The sequence below is a fragment of the Ornithinimicrobium jinqii genome, from assembly GCF_045032595.1.
Classification (GTDB): Bacteria; Actinomycetota; Actinomycetes; order Actinomycetales; family Dermatophilaceae; genus Ornithinicoccus.
In genome coordinates this window covers 1-17,416 of record NZ_JBJFZS010000021.1, presented here as the reverse complement: position 1 = coordinate 17,416, position 17,416 = coordinate 1, and the positions used below count along the sequence as shown (strand labels likewise).

At 72.1% G+C, this 17,416-nt stretch carries 13 protein-coding genes and 1 pseudogene; 5 read left to right on the top strand and 9 right to left on the bottom strand.

Going from position 1 to position 17,416, the window contains the following annotated elements:
* Positions 1-46: 46 nt before the first annotated feature.
* Positions 47-334: a 30S ribosomal protein S6 gene (gene rpsF, locus ACI3ET_RS09855; protein ID WP_405032862.1), complete on the bottom strand. Its 288-nt coding sequence runs from the start codon at positions 332-334 to the stop codon at positions 47-49.
* A 226-nt stretch (positions 335-560) separates the two neighbouring features.
* On the opposite strand from rpsF, the gene ACI3ET_RS09850 reads away from it, so the two are divergent.
* The gene (locus ACI3ET_RS09850) at positions 561-2,693 is read left to right on the top strand and encodes an acyltransferase family protein (protein WP_405032861.1); all 2,133 of its coding nucleotides are present in this window, start codon (positions 561-563) and stop codon (positions 2,691-2,693) included.
* Here the strand turns inward: ACI3ET_RS09850 and ACI3ET_RS09845 are convergent.
* The gene (locus ACI3ET_RS09845) at positions 2,690-2,905 is read right to left on the bottom strand and encodes a biotin/lipoyl-binding carrier protein (protein ID WP_405032860.1); all 216 of its coding nucleotides are present in this window, start codon (positions 2,903-2,905) and stop codon (positions 2,690-2,692) included. The genes ACI3ET_RS09850 and ACI3ET_RS09845 overlap by 4 nt on opposite strands.
* A gap of 109 nt (positions 2,906-3,014) precedes the next feature.
* On the opposite strand from ACI3ET_RS09845, the gene ACI3ET_RS09840 reads away from it, so the two are divergent.
* The 4 genes from ACI3ET_RS09840 to ACI3ET_RS09825 all read left to right on the top strand — a co-directional run bounded on the left by ACI3ET_RS09840 (position 3,015) and on the right by ACI3ET_RS09825 (position 9,107).
* The gene (locus ACI3ET_RS09840; protein WP_405032859.1) at positions 3,015-4,181 is read left to right on the top strand and encodes a nucleotide sugar dehydrogenase; all 1,167 of its coding nucleotides are present in this window, start codon (positions 3,015-3,017) and stop codon (positions 4,179-4,181) included.
* Positions 4,182-4,429: 248 nt separating this feature from the next.
* Entirely contained in the window at positions 4,430-5,257 is an 828-nt protein-coding gene (locus tag ACI3ET_RS09835; protein ID WP_405032858.1) for a glycosyltransferase, read from the top strand.
* A 73-nt stretch (positions 5,258-5,330) separates the two neighbouring features.
* Positions 5,331-7,403 (top strand): acyltransferase family protein, encoded by a 2,073-nt coding sequence (locus tag ACI3ET_RS09830; RefSeq protein ID WP_405032857.1) that lies wholly within the window; start codon positions 5,331-5,333, stop codon positions 7,401-7,403.
* An 87-nt stretch (positions 7,404-7,490) separates the two neighbouring features.
* Entirely contained in the window at positions 7,491-9,107 is a 1,617-nt protein-coding gene (locus ACI3ET_RS09825; RefSeq protein WP_405032856.1) for a glycosyltransferase family 4 protein, read from the top strand.
* Here the strand turns inward: ACI3ET_RS09825 and ACI3ET_RS09820 are convergent.
* From ACI3ET_RS09820 to ACI3ET_RS09790, 7 genes and pseudogenes are all read right to left on the bottom strand, one after another.
* Complete coding sequence (locus ACI3ET_RS09820) at positions 9,077-11,272, bottom strand: glycosyltransferase family 4 protein (protein WP_405032855.1); 2,196 nt, start codon at positions 11,270-11,272, stop codon at positions 9,077-9,079. The two genes, ACI3ET_RS09825 and ACI3ET_RS09820, sit on opposite strands and share 31 nt — an antisense overlap.
* Complete coding sequence (locus tag ACI3ET_RS09815) at positions 11,269-13,764, bottom strand: glycosyltransferase (RefSeq protein ID WP_405032854.1); 2,496 nt, start codon at positions 13,762-13,764, stop codon at positions 11,269-11,271. The genes ACI3ET_RS09820 and ACI3ET_RS09815 overlap by 4 nt, the downstream gene beginning before the upstream one ends.
* On the bottom strand, positions 13,761-14,162 hold the full coding sequence (locus ACI3ET_RS09810; RefSeq protein WP_405032852.1) for a hypothetical protein: 402 nt from the start codon (positions 14,160-14,162) through the stop codon (positions 13,761-13,763). Before ACI3ET_RS09810 ends, ACI3ET_RS09815 begins: the two co-directional genes overlap by 4 nt.
* 85 nt (positions 14,163-14,247) lie before the next feature.
* On the bottom strand, positions 14,248-15,414 hold the full coding sequence (locus ACI3ET_RS09805) for a glycosyltransferase (RefSeq protein WP_405032851.1): 1,167 nt from the start codon (positions 15,412-15,414) through the stop codon (positions 14,248-14,250).
* Positions 15,411-16,313 carry an ABC transporter ATP-binding protein gene (locus ACI3ET_RS09800; RefSeq protein ID WP_405032850.1) on the bottom strand — a complete coding sequence of 301 codons (903 nt, stop codon included), beginning with the start codon at positions 16,311-16,313 and terminating at the stop codon, positions 15,411-15,413. The genes ACI3ET_RS09805 and ACI3ET_RS09800 overlap by 4 nt, the downstream gene beginning before the upstream one ends.
* Positions 16,300-17,211, bottom strand: a complete 912-nt coding sequence (locus ACI3ET_RS09795; protein WP_405032849.1) for an ABC transporter permease — start codon at positions 17,209-17,211, stop codon at positions 16,300-16,302. Before ACI3ET_RS09795 ends, ACI3ET_RS09800 begins: the two co-directional genes overlap by 14 nt.
* Positions 17,208-17,416, bottom strand: a pseudogene (locus tag ACI3ET_RS09790) (nucleotide sugar dehydrogenase); the annotation flags it as partial. The pseudogene ACI3ET_RS09790 and the gene ACI3ET_RS09795, both read right to left, overlap by 4 nt.

Here is a 17,416-nt window from a genome sequence, read left to right as displayed (position 1 = left end):
GTCCTTGATCCGTGGGTGGGGTGTCCGGTGGTGCTGCGGCGCAGGCTCAGGCGTCGCGACGCAGCAGCTTGGTCCGCAGGACGGACTCGTTGAGCCCGAGCTGACGGTCCAGCTCCTGGGCGGTCGCGGGCTCGGCGGTCATCTGGACGACCGCGTAGATGCCCTCGGCCTGCTTCTTGATCTCGTAGGCCAGCCGGCGGCGACCCAGGAGGTCGATCTCGTCGACGGTTCCCCCGTCCTTGGGGACGACGGCGAGCAGCTTCTCCAGCGTGGGCTGGAGGGTGCGCTCGTCGGTCTCGGGGTCGAGGATGATCATGAGTTCGTACTGACGCATGCTGAGAACCCACCTCCTTCGGTCTTGGCGGTCACGGTCTCTCCGTGACAGGAGGGCTTCACACGTGCTCACCGCTCCACCCTGCCACCGACCAGGGAGGTCGAGCAGGAGTTGTCCACAGGCTAGGACGCCCAGGACACGGAGGAGCGAACTCCGCCACGATACCGGCCCCGTCGAGCCGGTGCCTAATCAGTGCGGACAGCGGGAGGCATTACTGTCACCCCCGATGACCACCGTCCTCCCCGTCACCGCGTCGCCCGGCCGCCCGTCCTCCCCGCAGGCCGTCCTGCGGGGGGACATCGAGGGACTGCGCGCCATCGCGGTGCTCATGGTGCTGGCCTACCACCTGGGACTGCCCGGGTCCTCCGGCGGCTTCGCCGGGGTCGACGTCTTCTTCGTCATCTCCGGCTACCTCATCACCAACCAGCTGGTGAGGGAGGCCACCAGGGACGGCCGGGTGTCCCTCCCCCGGTTCTACGCGCGGCGCGCGCGCCGCCTCCTGCCGGCCGCGACGCTGGTCCTGGTCTGCACCTCGGTGGCGGGGTGGCTCCTGCTCCCCCGTGGCCGGCACGCCGAGCTCGGCACCGAGGTGCTGGCCGCGACCGGGTATGTCGTGAACTGGCTCTTCGCGTACCGGGAGGTGGACTACCTCGCGGAGGACGCCGACCCCTCCCTCGTCCAGCACTACTGGTCGTTGTCCGTCGAGGAGCAGTTCTACGTCGTCTGGCCGCTGCTCATCATCGCCACCCTGTGGGTGGCACGGCGGCTGCGCCTGCGCTTCCGCCCGGTGCTGACGGTCGTCCTGGCCGGGCTGGTGATCGGGAGCGCGGCATGGTCGGTCGTGCACACGGCCGCCTCCCCGGGGACCGCCTACTTCGCCACCACGACCCGGGCCTGGCAGCTGGGGGTCGGTGCGCTGCTCGTGCTGCTCACACCGCTCCTGGCCCGCCTCCGTCGTCCGGCGGCCTCGGCCGCGGCGTGGACCGGACTCGTCCTCATCGGGGTCACGTTCCTCGCGGTGAGCACCCGGACCCCCTGGCCGGGCAGCGCGGCCGCCCTGCCGACGCTCGGGACCGCCGCCGTCATCGCCGCAGGGATCGCGTGGCCGAGCAGCCCGCCGGCGCGGTTGCTCGGCGTGCCACCGATGCGCTTCCTCGGGGCGCTCTCCTACGGGCTCTACCTGTGGCACTGGCCCGCGCTGCGCCTGCTGGAGGAGACGCACCCGGACGCGCGGCTGCCTACCCGCCTCGCGGTGGGTCTGCTCTCCGTGCTCCTCGCGTGGCTGACGCTGCGCCTCGTGGAGAACCCCATCCGCTTCGGGCGCGCGGTCGGCAGCAGCCCCCGGCCGGCGCTCGCCATGGGGGCAGCGGCCATGAGCGTCTCGGCGGCGCTGGGCCTCTCTCTCCTCCTCACCGCCCCGCGGCTCGAGGCCCCCGCGGCGGACGCCGTGGGGGCGATCGCCCTGGTGGACCCGGCCAGCCGGACCACCACCGAGCTGCGCGCCGTCGACGACCCGTCGCGGGCGGTCGCGCACGTCGACACGCTGACACCGGACCCCGCGGTGGTCGAGAAGGACATCTCGGTGGCCTACCGCGACGGGTGCCAGGTGAGCCTGCAGGGCACTGAGCGCAGGCCCGACGACGCGTGCTGGTACGGCGACCTGGACGGCGACGTGGTCGTGGCCCTCGTGGGCGACTCCAAGATGGAGCAGTGGAGCTCGGCGCTGCACGCGATCGGGCGGGTGGAGGGCTGGCGGATCAAGGTCTACACGAAGTCCGGCTGCGGCTTCGTGGACGAGGGACGGACCGAGGAGTGCCACGCCTACAACTCCGAGCTGTCCGCGCACCTCGGTGACGGCGAGCACACGCCGGACCTCGTCCTCACCTCGGTGGGATCGGGCTACACCGGCCTCGAGGGTTCGATGGCCGAGCTGCTCGCGCCGGCTCTCGACGGCGGCGCGCGTCTCGTCGTGCTCGCCGACACCGCGGTCCAGGAGCCGAGGGGTGAGGCGGAGGGGGTGACGGCATACGAGTGCCTCGACGCCCACCGGGACGACTGGACGTCCTGCTGGTCCGACCAGCACCGCGCCAACGGCGCCGCCGTCCTGGAGGCGCTGGCCAGGCGGCTCCCCGCGACCCTGGTCGACCTGACACCGTGGATCTGCCCGTCCCCGGCGGACCTGGGAGGCTGCTCACCAGTGGTCGGGGGCGTCGTCGTCAACCGTCAGGGCAGCCACCTGTCGGGCAGCTACGTGCGCAGCCTCACGCCCATCCTGCACCACGAGCTGGCCCGGACGGGCGTGGCCACCACGGCCCTCGACCAGATCGCGTGGGACGTCCCCACGGACCCGCCCCGCTAGTCGACGGTCACGACGACGTCACCCTCCTGGACGACGTCACCCGGCTCGACGAACACCCCCGTCACCGTGCCGGCGTCCTCCGCGAGCAGCGGGATCTCCATCTTCATGGACTCCAGCAGGACCACCTCCTGCCCCGCCTCCACCCGCTGACCCACGACGACGTGGACCTGCGCGATGCTGGCGACGAGCTCGGAGGCGATCTGCTGCGGCATGCCTCCGATCGTCTCAGATCCCGGGGGCAGGGCAGCCCTCCTCGTCCTCCGCGCCGACGCTGGGGGCGCACGCCATACTGGGGCCGTCCAGATCCACCTGAGGAGTCGTATGAAGATCGCCATCGCCGGGACCGGCTACGTCGGCCTGTCCAACGCCGTCGTGCTCGCCCAGAACCACGAGGTCGTCGCGCTGGACATCAACGAGGCCAAGGTGGCGATGCTCAACGAGCGCCGCTCCCCGATCGTGGACCCCGAGCTGTCGGACTACCTGGCCAACAACCACCTGGACCTGCGCGCGACCACCGACCCCGCCGACGCCTACGCCGGTGCCGAGCTCGTCGTCGTCGCGACCCCCACCGACTACGACACCGAGACCAACTTCTTCGACACCTCCAGCGTCGAGGCCGTCCTGGCGCACGTCCTCGCGCACGCGCCCGACGCCACGGTCATCATCAAGTCCACGATCCCGGTCGGCTACACCGCCCGGCTGCGCGAGGAGCACCCCGGCGCGACGATCATCTTCTCCCCCGAGTTCCTGCGCGAGGGCCGCGCCCTGCACGACAACCTGCACCCCTCACGCATCATCGTCGGCGACACCGGACCCCGCGGGCGCCAGTTCGCCGACCTCCTCCTGCAAGGTGCGATCACCAAGGACGTGCCCGTCCTGCTCACCGGCTCCACCGAGGCCGAGGCCATCAAGCTGTTCGCCAACACCTACCTCGCGATGCGCGTGGCCTACTTCAACGAGCTCGACACCTTCGCCGCCACCCGCGGCCTGGACACCCGCCAGATCATCGAGGGCGTCGGCCTGGACCCCCGCATCGGCGACCACTACAACAACCCCTCCTTCGGCTACGGCGGCTACTGCCTGCCCAAGGACACCCGCCAGCTGCTGGCCAACTACGGCGACGTCCCCCAGACCCTCATCACCGCCATCGTCGAGGCCAACACCACCCGCATGGACTTCATCACCGCCGACATCCTCACCGCCAACCCCACCACCGTCGGCATCTACCGGCTCATCATGAAGGCCGGCTCCGACAACTTCCGCGCCTCCTCCATCCAGGGGATCATGTCCCGCCTGCAGGCCCGCGGCGCCGAGATCGTCATCTACGAACCCGCCCTTCCCGAGGACACCTTCCAGGGCGCCGCCGTGGTCCGCGACCTCGACGAGTTCGCCGCCACCGCCGACGTCATCATCGCCAACCGCCTCGACGACACCGCCCGCTCCTTCGGCCCCAAGCTCTACACCCGCGACCTCTACAGCCGCGACTGAGGAGCCAGATCCCCGCCCTCGGGGCACCCGCCGGACGCGTGGCGCTTGTCGGGGAGCGACCGTCCGTCGGGCACCATGAGCTCATGGGGAACTCCCGCGAACCGAACCTGACTGCCACGCTTCGACGACGGGCGCTCGGTGCAGCGCGCCGCGCTCGCGACGCCGGTCGGCTCCTGAGCACGGGGAATGTCCCGGCCGGGCGTGACCCTGAGCTGCTGCCGGCGTGGCCGGCGCCAGCCGACCAGGTCATGCCTCCGATGTACTTCGGCTGGACCCGGTACAGCGCCTTCTACCCGGACTCCAAGGCCTTCGTGGTTTCGAGAGAGGTCCCGAATCCCGAGGCTTACAAGCGCCAGCTGTGGGCGGCGGACCGCATGATCACCCGTTCACACGTCTTTCTCGACCTTTCCGTTCCGCTCTTTCAGCGGATGCGTGAGCGCCACGACTACCGTCACGTGGTCACCCACTCCTCCGACATGCCCGATCCGTGGCAGTCACAGCTTCACGATGCCGCAGACACCCACGACGTGCTCATCCTGCAGCCGGTCGAGTCGACAAAACTTCACAACACCATGAAGGGCCACTTGATCAGGACCGGCTCCCCGAGCCGTGTCGTCGTCTGGTTCCGCATCGACGACGATGACCTGCTCGGTCTGAACTACCTCGACGAGCTCTCCCAGTACGCCAACCCGCACGACCGTGGCCGGGCCGTGTCGATGGCCCGGGGGTACAGCGCCTTGTGGGACGAAGGATCAGTGACGCACATTCGCACGGCCCACCGACGGCTCGGGTCGCAGGGGCAGGCCTACGTCGGATGGTGGGACAAAGATCGGGAGGAGATCACGTTCCCCCGAGCCGGAAGCCATGCCACGGTCGACGACCGAATGCCGACCATCCTGGATTCGCGTCCACACGTCTTCATGCAGCTCCGTCACGTCGGCCAGGACACCTCCACCAAGCTGGCGGGGATCGAGGCTCTGCGGTCCAAGCACACCAGCGTCGCTGGAGTACAGGACCTCGAGCCCGTCTTCGAGCAGTTCCCCACTCTCCGTGGCGTGTACCGACCCGCCCCGTAGGCGATGAGCCAGCCACCTCTGTCGTGAGACCATCGTCCGTCCGTTTCCGTCCGAGCCGAGGGATCCCGATTCTGTGACCTCACCGTCCCCGACGACTGCGTCCGCACGACCGGTACGTCGCGACATCGAGGGACTCCGCGCGGTCGCCGTCCTGACCGTGCTGCTGTACCACCTGCACGTCCCCTGGCTTCCCGGCGGATTCGCAGGCGTGGACGTCTTCTTCGTCATCTCCGGCTTCCTCATCACGTCGCTCCTGCTGCGTGAGGTCGCGCGGACCGGGACGGTGTCGCTCGTCGACTTCTACGCTCGGCGGGCCCGGCGCCTGCTTCCAGCCGCATCGGTCGTCATCGCCTTCACCCTGGGTGTCGGGTGGTTCGTCCTCCCGGGGAGCGAGCGATCGAACCTGCTGGCCGACGTGTTCGGCTCGACGCTCTACGTGGTGAACTGGGTGCTCGCTGCCCGATCCGTGGACTACCTGGCCGAGGACGCCGACGTCTCACCGCTCCAGCACTACTGGTCTCTCTCGGTGGAGGAGCAGTTCTACCTCGTCTGGCCGGTGCTCATCCTGCTCGGACTGCTGCTCGCACGGCGGTTCCGGCTGAAGCAACGGCGGACCCTCTTCCTGCTGCTGTCTGCCCTGGGCGCCGCCTCGCTCGGCTGGTCGGTCGTCGCAACCCGCGCCACTCCCGAGACTGCCTACTTCGTCACCACCACCCGGCTCTGGGAGCTGGCGGCGGGGGCGCTGCTGGCGTTCGCCGTGCCACGGCTCGCCCGGCTCCCGCGCGTCGTTGCGCACCTCGGGGTTGCCGTCGGCCTCGGAATGATCGTCTTCACGGTGGCCGTCGTCGATGCGAGCACCCCGTGGCCCGGGTCCGCCGCGCTGCTGCCGGTCGTCGGGTCCGTGCTCGTGATCGCCGCAGGGGTTCCGGGCCACCGGACCGTCGGGGGACGTCTGCTCGGGCTGGCCCCCATGGTGTGGATCGGAGGTCTCTCCTACGCCATCTACCTCTGGCACTGGCCGCTGGTGATCCTCGCCGAGGCCCGGTGGGGCGAGCTGGCGATCCCGGCTCTGGTCGCCCTCGGCGTGGTGAGCGTGCTCATGGCGTGGCTGACCAAGCACCTGGTCGAGGACCCCGTCCGCTACCAGCGCACGCTCGCCGCCCGGCCCGGTCTGACCCTGGCCACGGGAGGAACGGCGATGGCCGCCATCTGCGCGGTCGCCCTCACCGGCTGGGTCACCCGCCCGACCCTGGACATGGAGACCTCCAGCCCCGGCCCAGCAGCTCTGGTGGCCGACCCGGCCGCTGAGGTGTGGGCGCCGCGAGCAGACCCGGAGACGGTCTACTCGACGTCCGGCAAGCTCGAACCCCCGCCGGTGCTGGCGACCGAAGATGTGCCGGTCTACTACGCCGACGAGTGTCAGCTGACCGCCGGTGCCACGGATCCGCGTCCGGACTGCGTGTACGGGGACCTCGAATCCTCGGACGAGATCGTGCTGTGGGGCGACTCGAAGATGGGGCAGTACTTCTCGGCCTTCGACGCCATCGCCAGTGCGGAGGGCTGGCGCCTGACCACCTACCTCAAGAGCGCGTGCGCCCCAACGGTGTCAGGTGCCCCCAAGAGCGACTGCAACGTCTTCGGCCAGAACATCATCAACACCATGCTTGCTCAACAGACCCCGCCCAGCCTCGTGGTCATCTCCTCGGGCAGCCGGCTCGATCCAGAGCTTGCTGCCGGCATGATCGATGCCGCTGGGACGCTGGACGAGGCCGGGATCCCGGTCATCGTCATGATGGACAATCCTCATCCACGCCAGGAGGCGTACGAGTGCGCAACGCAGCACGCTGACGACTTGCGGCGCTGCGACTTCTCACCTGCCGACGACGCCGACGATCTCCTGCAAGCCGTCGCGGACGAGCTCAACCTGCCGGTCGTCGACATGGTCCCGTGGCTGTGCGCGGGCACCCCGCAGTGCCCGGTCGCGATCGGTGGACAGCTCATCTACCGCCAAGGCAGTCACATCACCGACACGTATGCCCGATCCCTGACGCCCTTCCTGCACCGGGAACTGAGCCACCTCGGCTTCGCCAACACCCCGGTGGAGGACATTTCCGTGGACGACGTCCCTGCCCGGACCGAGGCGTAGGGTCGGGTCGTGGTTGATCCCAGGCGCTGGTCCCTCCGTCTCCGACGCTCTCTGTCTCGCAGCAAGCCACAGCCTCAGGGTGATCTCGTGGCCCCGCGTGAAGACGTCGAAGCGGACGGGGAGAAGTCCCCCCATCCCTCCATCGTTCGTCTTACCGAGCTCACCGAGCAGAAGAACTACGACGAAGCGCTGACGCTTGCAGAGCAGGAGCTGGCCCTGCTCGAGCGGGCGGAGGGTCCGGACCCGGCTCTTCTGCGCCAGATCCAGATGAGTGCCTCCAAGGCGGGCGCCACCAGCCTGCACCTGCGCGCCCTCCGCCGCCGTCTGGACCTGTTCCCCGAGGACCCGAGCCTGCGCCGCCAGCTGCGCACCCAGGAGGGTCGCTGGCGGGAGACAGCAGCCGGTTGGCTCCCGACGATCGACCCGGCCGCCCTCGGCGCGCTCAGCACCCCCCGCGCCCCGGACCGTCACCCGAGCGGCAAGGTGCTGCACCTGCTCAAGATCGGCATGCCGCAACGGCAGAGCGGTTACTCGATGCGCAGCATGTACACCCTCACCGGCGAGGTGCGGGCCGGCCTCGACCCCGTCGCCGTCACCGCACTCGACTTCCCGCGGAACGTCGGGGTCGCAGACGCCCCCGCCGTCGACGAGGTGCGCGGCGTGCGGTACCGGCACCTGCTGCGCGACCGGATCCCCTCGCACGAGCCCTGGGACGCCTACCTCGACGCCTACGCGACGGCGCTGGCGCCGGTCGTCGCCGAGGAAGGGCCAGACCTCATCCACGTCCACTCCGGCAACCGCGGCTACGAGGCGGCGCTCGTCGCCCTCGCGGTGGGACGGGCCCTGGACCTTCCCGTGGTCTACGAGGTCCGCGGCTTCTTCGAGTCCCTGTGGACCTCCGACACGTCGTGGGCCGAGCGGTCCGAGGTCTACGACCGTCGGCACGCGACAGAGACGTGGTGCATGCAGCAGGCCGACGCCGTGGTCACCCTCAGCGAGTCCATGAAGGACGACATCGTCGGGCGCGGGGTCGCGGACGACCACGTGCACGTGGTGCCCAACGGGGTGGACCCGACCGTCTTCGTGCCCCGCGAGCGCGACGAGGCGCTCACCGAACGTCTCGGTCTGCGTGACCGCTTCGTCTTCGGCTACGTCTCCAACCTCGACCACTACCGCGAGGGCCAGGAGCTGCTCGTCGACGCGGCGGTCGAGCTGCGCCGCCGGGGCGTGCGGGCGACGGCCCTCGTGGTCGGGGACGGCAACCGGCGCGCAGAGCTCGAGGAGCACGCCCGCGCGCTGGAGGCGGGCGACACGGTCCTGTTCACCGGCCGCATCCCTCACGACCTCGTGGGCGACTACTACGCCCAGCTCGACGTCTTCGTGGTCCCGAGGATCGACGAGCGGGCGGCCCGCCTCGTCACCCCGCTCAAGCCCTACGAGGCCATGGCCCTGGGGGTCCCGCTGGTCGTCTCGGACCTGCCTGCGCTGCAGGAGATCACGGGCGACGGAGAACGTGGCGAGACCTTCCTCACCGGCGACGCCAGGTCGCTGGCGGACGTCCTCCAGCGTCTGCACGAGGATCCCGCCCGCAGGGCCGAGCTGGCCGCCCGGGCGCGGGAGTGGGCCGTCACCGAGCGGGACTGGGCGCGCAACGGCGACCGCTACCGCACCATCTACGACTCGGTGCTGTCCGCCAGCAGCTGACGGTAGACGCCGTCGACGGCGTCGGTGATCCGGCTCCAGTCACGCTCCTCGACCACCCACTCGCGCGACGTCCGGCCGAGGCGGAGCCGCTGCTCGGGGTCGTCCAGCAGCTCGCCGAGCACCCTGGCCAGGTCCTCGGCGTCGCCCTTGGCGAACAGCCGACCGGTGACCCCGTCCTGGACGATCTCGGCGAGCGCCGCTACGTCGGAGGCCACGACAGCTTTCTCCATGGCCATCGCCTCGAACGGCTTGATCGGGGAGATGAGCTCGCAGACCGGCAGCGGCTTGCGGGGGAAGGGGGTGATGTCGACGACCGAGAGATGCTCCTCGACCTCGTCGTGGGGCACCCGCCCGGTGAAGGTCACCAGGTCCTGCACACCGAGGGTGTCGACGACCCGGTGCAGGGCCCGCTGGTGAGCCCCGTCCCCCACGACCAGGACGTGGAAGTCGTCCCGGGTGCGCCGCAGCAGGGCAGCTGCCTCGAAGAGCAGGTCGAGGCCCTCGTAGTGCACGAGCCCCCCGGCGTAGCCGATGACGGTCTTCCCCGTCACACCCAGACGGTCGGCGAGATCCGCGTCCCGGGGACGGGGGCGGAAACGGCCGGCGTTGACCCCGTTGGGCACGACCGTGATCTTCCGCGGGTCCACACCCATGTCGACCATCTGCCGGCCCAGCGCGGCGGTGATGACGAACAGGGCGTCGGCCTCCCGGGCGACGGTCCCCTCGAGCAGGTCGAGGTAGCGGCTGCGGGGGGAGTCGGCGAACTGCGGCTGGCGCGCGCTCTCCAGCAGCTGCTTGAGCCCTCGCATCTCGTAGACGAAGGGGACGCCGACCTCACGGGCGGCGAGCAGGCCTGCCATGCCCACGTCGTAGAGGCTGGAGGCGTGGACCAGGCTGGCCCGGTGGGAGCGCGCCAGCTCGGCGATGCCCCGGGCACCGTCCTCCACGTAGGGGACGAGGGGGGTGCGGGGGTAGTGGCGCACCCCGTCGTGGAGGAGCCGGTGGTAGGGCACCCCGTCGACGGTGTCGACGGGGTGCACGGTCCGGTCGTCGTCGGTGGCCCACCACAGGTCGTAGGGGAAGCCCAGCCGGGTCACGGCGTTCATGTGCCAGCCGCGCGAGACGAGGCTGGTGAGGATCCCGTGGGACCGGGTGGCATACCCCCCCGACCGCAGCGGGAGCGACTGCCCGAGGACGGAGACGACGCTGCGAGGGTCGCGGTCGGTGCGCCCTGCGGCGTGCCGCGCCGGCGGGGTCCACCCCTCGGCCATGGTGTGCTCCTGGTCGCGGCCCTGGGCCACGAGGTCGTGCAGCCAGGGACCGTCCTGCTCGGTCCCCTCGTCGTCGGGTCCGGCGGCCAGCACCTGGGCGGCAGACCGGCCGGCCAGCTCGGTCCATCCGGCAGGGGCCGCTCGGCGGGCGACCCGACGCCAGGTCGCCACGGGCACGGTCTCTGCCTGCTGCGGTGTCAGGCGGGCGAGGAACGACTGCAGCTCGTCCAGCAGGCGCGCATCGAGGAGGGACCGGACCAGGCTGGTCGCCCCGCCCGGCGCCTCCAGCGCCCTCAGCACGGTCTGCTCCGACACGTGTCCGTCCGCCAGCTCGCCGCGGAGCCGGACCTGCGCCACCGCGTCGTCGACCGCGGTCAGGTCCAGGCCGGGGTGGCTGCTGGCAGTCCGTGCCCGCAAGGCCTGCAGCGCCCCCAGCTGGGCCGGGTCCAGCTGGGCGAGCACCGGCGCGCACTGCTTGACCGCGCCGGGCCGTGCGGGGGTGAGCAGCAGCAGGTGTTCCTCCGCGAGCCGTGCCGCCTCCTCGTCACCCACGGCCCGGGATGCCTTTCGCAGCCTCAGCACGTCGCTGATCCTGGCGTACCCGAGCTCGACCCCCCGACGGTCGAGCTCGACCACGGTGTGGTGCTCCTTGGCGCGCGCCGCCGCCTCAGCCGCGGTCCGCCACACCCGAGGGGGAGCCTGCGGTCCCAGCACGCGCTGGAGCGCCGCCAGCGCACCCTGCGGGTCGGTCCGCATCTGCGCTCGGGCCGACGCCACGCGCCCCGACCAGCCCAGTCTCCGCACCCGCGCCGGGCCGCGGCCCGGCGGCAGGAGGCGGGCCAGGGGCAGCAGTCGGTCGCGGGCCTGTCGGACGACGCGGCGGGCGGGGCTCATGGGTGGACTCCTCGCGGAACGGGGTCGTGCTGGACCAAGGGTGTCAGGGCGGCGACCCAGGTATGGCGTCGCCGCTCGACGAGGGCGGGGCCCGTTGACCCCGCCCCGGGCGGTGCCGGGCCGGTGAGGGACCGGACGGCCTCGGGGACGCCCTCGGGGGGGACGCACAGCACCGGCCCCGGTCCGACCCGGCCTGCGGCCGCAGCGGGGAGGACGCAGGGGAGCCCGGCCGCGAGCGCCTCGAGGGCACCGACCTCGGCGGCCTCGTCCCAGGTGCCTTGGTAGACGTAGACGTCCAGGTGGCTGAGGAACTCGCGGCTCGTCATCCCGGTGCCGCGGAAGGAGCACCAGGACGGCGGGGGCAGGGTGAGACCCAGCATGCGGGCGGGGGTCGCAGCGCCCTGCAGGAGGTGCACCCCGAGGTCGTCCGGGTAGGCGGCGCGCAGCTCGGCGCGGGTGCCCGGCCAGCGGACCCGCTGGTCAGGAAGGTGGTGACCCACCACCAGGCGGCCCTGGTGCGCGCTCCTCGTGCGTCCTCCGGCACCGACGCGCAGGAGCGTCGGGTCGACGACCACCGCGAGGTCCGCGTCGAGGCGACGGTCCGCCGGCAGGAGGGCGGCAACGGCCTGGCGGACCGACGCCGGGGCACCCCACCCGGGGAGGTGTCCGAAGATCTCGGCGCAGCGCCGGTCGACCGCGGCCACCGTCCATCCCCTCAGGAGGTCGACCGGCCCGTCGAGGTGGGTGGGTTCCTCGGTCGGCGGGGGGCGGTCGACGACGACCAGCACCGCGTCGGCCTCCAGCTGGACGTCGTCGCCGAGGTGGAGCACGGCCTGGGGGTCGGTCACCACCAGGAGCCGGGCCCGGTCGGGCTCGTCGGGATGGGTCAGGCCCACCCGCCCGGCAGCGACCGCGGCTGCCGCGGCCGGGAGGAGGTCCGGGCGGCGAGACGTCAGCGGATCTGGCACCTCCGCGTGCGCCACCGCCGTGGTGAGTGCCGAGGAGAGCGCCTGCGCCACGCCCAGCGTCCTCGTCGCCCGCGGCTGCTCCGCCCTGAGGTCACCCAGGACGACGACGTCGAACGTGCGCGGCGCCGGCGGCGTCCGGTCGGGCGCCCAGGTCGGGTCGGGCAGGGGGAACGGCCGCCGTTCGGCCGGGAGCCGGGCGGACGCCCGCCCTCCCGCGATGCGCGCGTGCCACTCGAGGTAGAGGTCGCGGTAGACCAGGCGCGTCCACCGGGTCCACCCGGGGACGGCGTCGGTGCGAGACAACGAGTCGGTCCGCAGCTGGGTGATGGCGAGCGGCGACGGGCGGCGCAGGTCGCGGTGGCTGCCCGGCCGGAGCGCCTGCAGCCGCAGCGGCAGCTCCATGTCGGCCGACTTGCGGGTGGCGTCGAAGCCACCCAGCAGCCGCACCACGTCCGCACGCTCGAACAGCAGCGACGAGGCGTTGAGCCGCTCGGGCGGGTAGCCGACGTAGGTCAGCGTCAGGTCCGGGAAGGCCCGCAGCGTCCACGTCCGGCAGGACAGCCGGCGAGGGTCCTCCAGCAGCGACTCCACCTGCGTCTGCACCCGTTGCGGGTGGGTCCAGTCGTCGCTGTCCTGGAAGGTCATCCACCGGCCGCGCGCCGCGCCGAGGGCGAGGTTGCGCGCCTCGTACGTCCCGCCGTTGCGGGGGGCCCGCACCAGACGCACCCTCGGGTCGAGGGCCGCCACCTCCTCGAGCAGCCCGGCCGACCCGGGCGGGGACGCGTCGTCGACGACGAGCAGCTCGACGTTGCTCCAGCTCTGGGCGAGCACGGACCGCGCCGCGGTCAAGATGTCGCGCTCCGGCCGGTAGGCGGACATGACGACCGTGACGAGCTCCCCGTCGACGTTCGCCGGCGACACCGCGGAGAGCCGCTGGTAGGGCGTCCCACCGACAGCCGACAGGGCCACCGGGTCCAGGCCGTCCTGGTGGTGCACCTCGTTGAGGATCGTCAGCCAGTCCTGCTCCTGCTGCTCGGAAACCTGTCGCGTCGCGTCGGTCCGCCAGGGGTTGGCGAGGTCGGTCCGCAGGGCCCACCTGTCGACGTCGGTGATCGGCACGTCCTCGTTCCCCAGGACCTCGCCCAGCTCGTCCTCGCGCCCGAGCCGCAGGAGCAGCTGGGCCCAGGTGGTCGCGGCCCTGCGGGTGAGCATCGAGGGTGGACCGCCCGCCAGGGACGCCTCGAACAGGCGGGCTCCCAGGCTCCAGGCGTCCGGCCGGGGCCCGAGCGCCACGGCGCGCGCCAGCACCGGGCCCCAGGTGGGGTCCAGCGTCGTGCCACCGGCCTCCTCCCCCGTCAGGAGGTCACGCCCGGGCCGTCCCCCCGACGCGACGAGCGCCAGGGCCTCGCACGCCCGCGGGCTGCGGGTGCGCAGCGCGAACCGCTCGACGTCCTCAGCGGCACCGTCCCCCGGGCCACGGGCCGCTGCGGGTGCCGGCACCCGGGCGGTGGCCTGGTGGTTCAACGGTCGGGGTGGCTCGACGGGTCCGACGCCGGGCCCAGGGCGTCCAGGAGCTCGACGCGGGTGCGCTCGCTGCTGGCCACCAGGCGGGCACCGAGGGCGTCGACCCGCTTCTGCAGGTCGCGCAGCTCGTCCACGGTCGGGCCGTGATCACCGGTGGCCCCGGTCCGCGTCGGGCTCGCCGCCGACGTGGTCGGTGCCGGACGGCGCCCCCACGGTCCGAGGACGGCCGTGGCCGTTCCGAGCTGCATCAGCACGAGTCCGACCACGACGGCGGCCCAGCTCGTGAGCACCGCCGCGACGACGGTCAGCACGCCCAGCAGAGCGAGGACGGCGAGGACGGCGGAGGCGGGCGCCTGCCGCAGGCCCTGGCCTGCGGCCGTGGTCGGTGCAGAGGACATCGAGGCCTACCCTCCTCGTGAACGTGGCAGCGGGGTCGAACCCCTCCCGGACCCGCCCAGCATGCCACGCACGAGAGGGTTCGTCTCAGCCCGCGTCGGCCGCACGGTCCAGGGCGGCGACGAAGTCGACGGACCTGGACGCCCAGTCCAGCTCGGCGACGGCCAGAGCGTGCCCACGGCGCCCGACCGCCGCCGCGGCGGTCGGGTCCTCCGCCCAGGCCAGCACCTGGGCCACGGTCTGGTCGACGTCCCCGAAAGGAACGACGACCCCGCCACCGCTGCGGTCCACCAGGTCCACCGCCCACGGGAGGGGTGAGGTGATGACGGGGACGCCGTGGGCCATGTACTCGACGACCTTGGTCGGCACGCTGGGCCGGAAGTTCGCGGTGTCGTGCAGCGGCGACAGCCCGGCCAGCGCACCGTCGAGCATCCCGAGGGCGGTGTCGCTGCGGACGAAGCCCTCCCAGCGCAGGTCGCCGGCCAGGTGGGCGGCCTGGACGACCCGGCCGGCCGGGCCGTGCGCAGGCCCCACGACCTGGACGATCACGCGACCGTCGGTGACCGACCGCAGCCGACGACCCACGTCGACGATCTCGCGGGCCCCTCGCTCCACCGTCACGCTGCCCAGGTAGACCACCCGTTGCACCCCGTCGGGTCCTGGAGACCCGGCCGGTGGCGGGTCCACCGGCACCAGCGTCGTGTTGGGGACGACCGGGTGCTGGCGCCGGAACCGCCCGGCGTAGTGCTCGTCGGCCAGCAGCAGCGACATGCGGCGCTCGGCCAGGCGCTCGACGGCCGTCACCGCCCGCGCCAGCACGGGCCGCAGCGGGTCGGGCACCCACGGTCGGACAGCGACCGCGGCGGCCGTGTCCTCGTGCACGTCCCAGACCACCGGGGGCAGGTCGAGCCGGGTCGTCGTGGGCACGAGCTCGGGGTCGTGGAGGAGGACGACGTCGTGGGCCGGTCCAAGATCTCGCAGCACCGCCCGGGCCGACCGCTGGGCACGCCACCGGTCGCGACCCACCGCCCTGGTCACCTCGACGCAGGTCAGGCCCGCGACGTCCTGCTCGGGGGGCACGCCATACCCCTGGAACGGCGCCGCGTACGTGACCTGCCAGCCAGCCGCCAGCAGGGCCGGGATCTGCCGGTGGCGGATGCGCGCGTCGTGGGGGTGGTGCACCACGGTCACCACCAGCGCGCGCCGCCCCCGCCGAGGGGTGGCCGAGGGCCCCTCCTGCCCGTCGATGCTCACGGTCCCGCGCTTGCGTCCCAGCGGCGCAGGTAACGGGCCGCCGCCTCGGGACCCTCGATGTCCTCGATCCGGCGGGCCTCGTCGAAGCGCTGCCGCCAGACCTGCCGGTGCTGGCCGTACTTGCGGGCGTAGAGCCCGTTGACGGCGCGGGGGTCGCCGTCGGCGAGCAGCCGACCGTCGTCGATCCACAGCGCACGGGTGCACATGGCCGCGATCGTCCTGTCGCTGTGGCTGACGATGAAGACGGTGCCGGCGTTCTGCCGGATCTGGGTGATCCGCTCGGTCGCCTTGGACCGGAAGTGCGCGTCACCGGTGGACAGCGCCTCGTCCACCACGAGGATCTCCGGCGTCACCGCGGTCGAGATCGCGAACCGTAGACGGGCGCCCATCCCGGTGGAGTAGGAGTCCATCGGCAGGTCGAGGAAGTCGCCGATCTCGGCGAACTCCACGATCTCCTCGAAGCTCGCCCGCACCTGCGCGGGCGTCAGTCCCAGGGCCTGAGTGCCGATCCAGATGTTCTCCCGGCCGGTCAGCTTGGGCATCAGGACCGCGTTGACGCCCAGCAGGGACGCCTTGCCCCCCAGCCAGAGACGCCCGGCGGTGGGCGGGACGAGGCCGGCGATGGTGCGCAGCAGGGTGGACTTGCCCGAGCCGTTGCGTCCGACGATGCCGATCGACTCGCCCCGGTAGGCGACGAAGGAGACGTCGCGCACGGCGTGCACCTCGCGCACGCCGACCCCGCGCGTGCTGCGGCTGAGCAGCCGGCGCACGGAGCCGTCGGCGTCGTCGCCCTCCCGGCCCACGCCGTAGACGCGGTAGGTGATGTCGACGTGGGAGCAGACGACGGAGGGCACCCGCTCCTCGCCACCATCGGCCCGGGCGACGTCAGGCGCGCCCATAGGTGCCCTCCGCGCGCCAGAAGACGAAGAACCCGGTGACCAGGAAGAAGATCGCCCAGCCGACGGCGACGGCCCAGGTGGTCCAGTCCAGCGGCATCTCGCTCATCAGGGTCTGACGCACGATGGTCAGCGCGACGGCGCCAGGCTGGTACTCCAGCAGGGGGCCGAGCCACACCGGGGCGTCGTCGATGGCCGCCACGCGGGCCTCGATCGAGAAGAACACGCCCGAGACGTAGCGGAGCAGCCGGACGAACAGCGGCACGACGTTGGCCAGGTCGCGGGCGCCGTGGACGACCCGCGCGACGATCATGGCCATGCCCAGGCCCATCACGGCGACGACGAGGAGCGCGACCGGGAAGAGCAGCCACGACCAGGTGACCGGCTCCTTGGTGGCCAGCGCGATGAGCGCCAGGACCAGGAACGCCGGGATGCTGGAGACGAACCCGGACACCACGACGACGATCGGCAGGAGCAGCCGGGGGAACTGCAGGGACCGCATCATGCTGACCTTGCCCAGCAGCGCCTTGGACCCGGACGTCAGCGCCGCCGAGAAGAAGACGAAGGTGAACAGACCGATCGTCAGGAAGGCGATGAAGTTGCCGACGTCGCGCTTGAGGTCCAGCAGCACCCCGAAGATGAGGTAGTAGGCCACGCCAAGCATGATCGGGTTGATCACCGCCCACAGCAGCCCCAGGTAGTTGTCCCGGTGCTGGCTGACGAACTCGCCCTTGGCCATCGACCACGCCAGGTGCCGGTAGCGCCACAGGTCCCTCAGGTAGGAACCCAGCGAGGGCCTGACCCCGACCCGGTCGAGACCGTACCGGGCCGCGAGGGCTTCGGCCTCCTCGTCAGTGAGCGCCTCGGGGATCCGGGTCGGGTCAGGCCCGAAGTCGGTCACAGGCGGTGGACCTTCTCCCCCTCACGGGCCTTGCCGCGGGTGTCGAAGAACACCTGGGACGCGGAGGCGAGGGCCTCGACGTCGTACTCGCGGTGGTTCTGCACCAGGATCGTCAGGTCCGCCTCGCCGACCGCGGCGGCGGCGTCCGCCACCTTGGTCGCCTCCGGCACGGAGCGCCAGTCCTGCACGTGCGGGTCGTGGAACT

Coding starts and splice junctions, on each gene's coding strand:
- ACI3ET_RS09850 (WP_405032861.1), top strand. CDS start 561: ATGACCACCGTCCTCCCCGTCACCGCGTCGCCCGGCCGCCCGTCCTCC.
- ACI3ET_RS09820 (WP_405032855.1), bottom strand. CDS start 11,272: ATGAGCCCCGCCCGCCGCGTCGTCCGACAGGCCCGCGACCGACTGCTG.
- ACI3ET_RS09835 (WP_405032858.1), top strand. CDS start 4,430: ATGCCTCCGATGTACTTCGGCTGGACCCGGTACAGCGCCTTCTACCCG.
- ACI3ET_RS09800 (WP_405032850.1), bottom strand. CDS start 16,313: ATGGGCGCGCCTGACGTCGCCCGGGCCGATGGTGGCGAGGAGCGGGTG.
- rpsF (WP_405032862.1), bottom strand. CDS start 334: ATGCGTCAGTACGAACTCATGATCATCCTCGACCCCGAGACCGACGAG.
- ACI3ET_RS09810 (WP_405032852.1), bottom strand. CDS start 14,162: ATGTCCTCTGCACCGACCACGGCCGCAGGCCAGGGCCTGCGGCAGGCG.
- ACI3ET_RS09840 (WP_405032859.1), top strand. CDS start 3,015: ATGAAGATCGCCATCGCCGGGACCGGCTACGTCGGCCTGTCCAACGCC.
- ACI3ET_RS09845 (WP_405032860.1), bottom strand. CDS start 2,905: ATGCCGCAGCAGATCGCCTCCGAGCTCGTCGCCAGCATCGCGCAGGTC.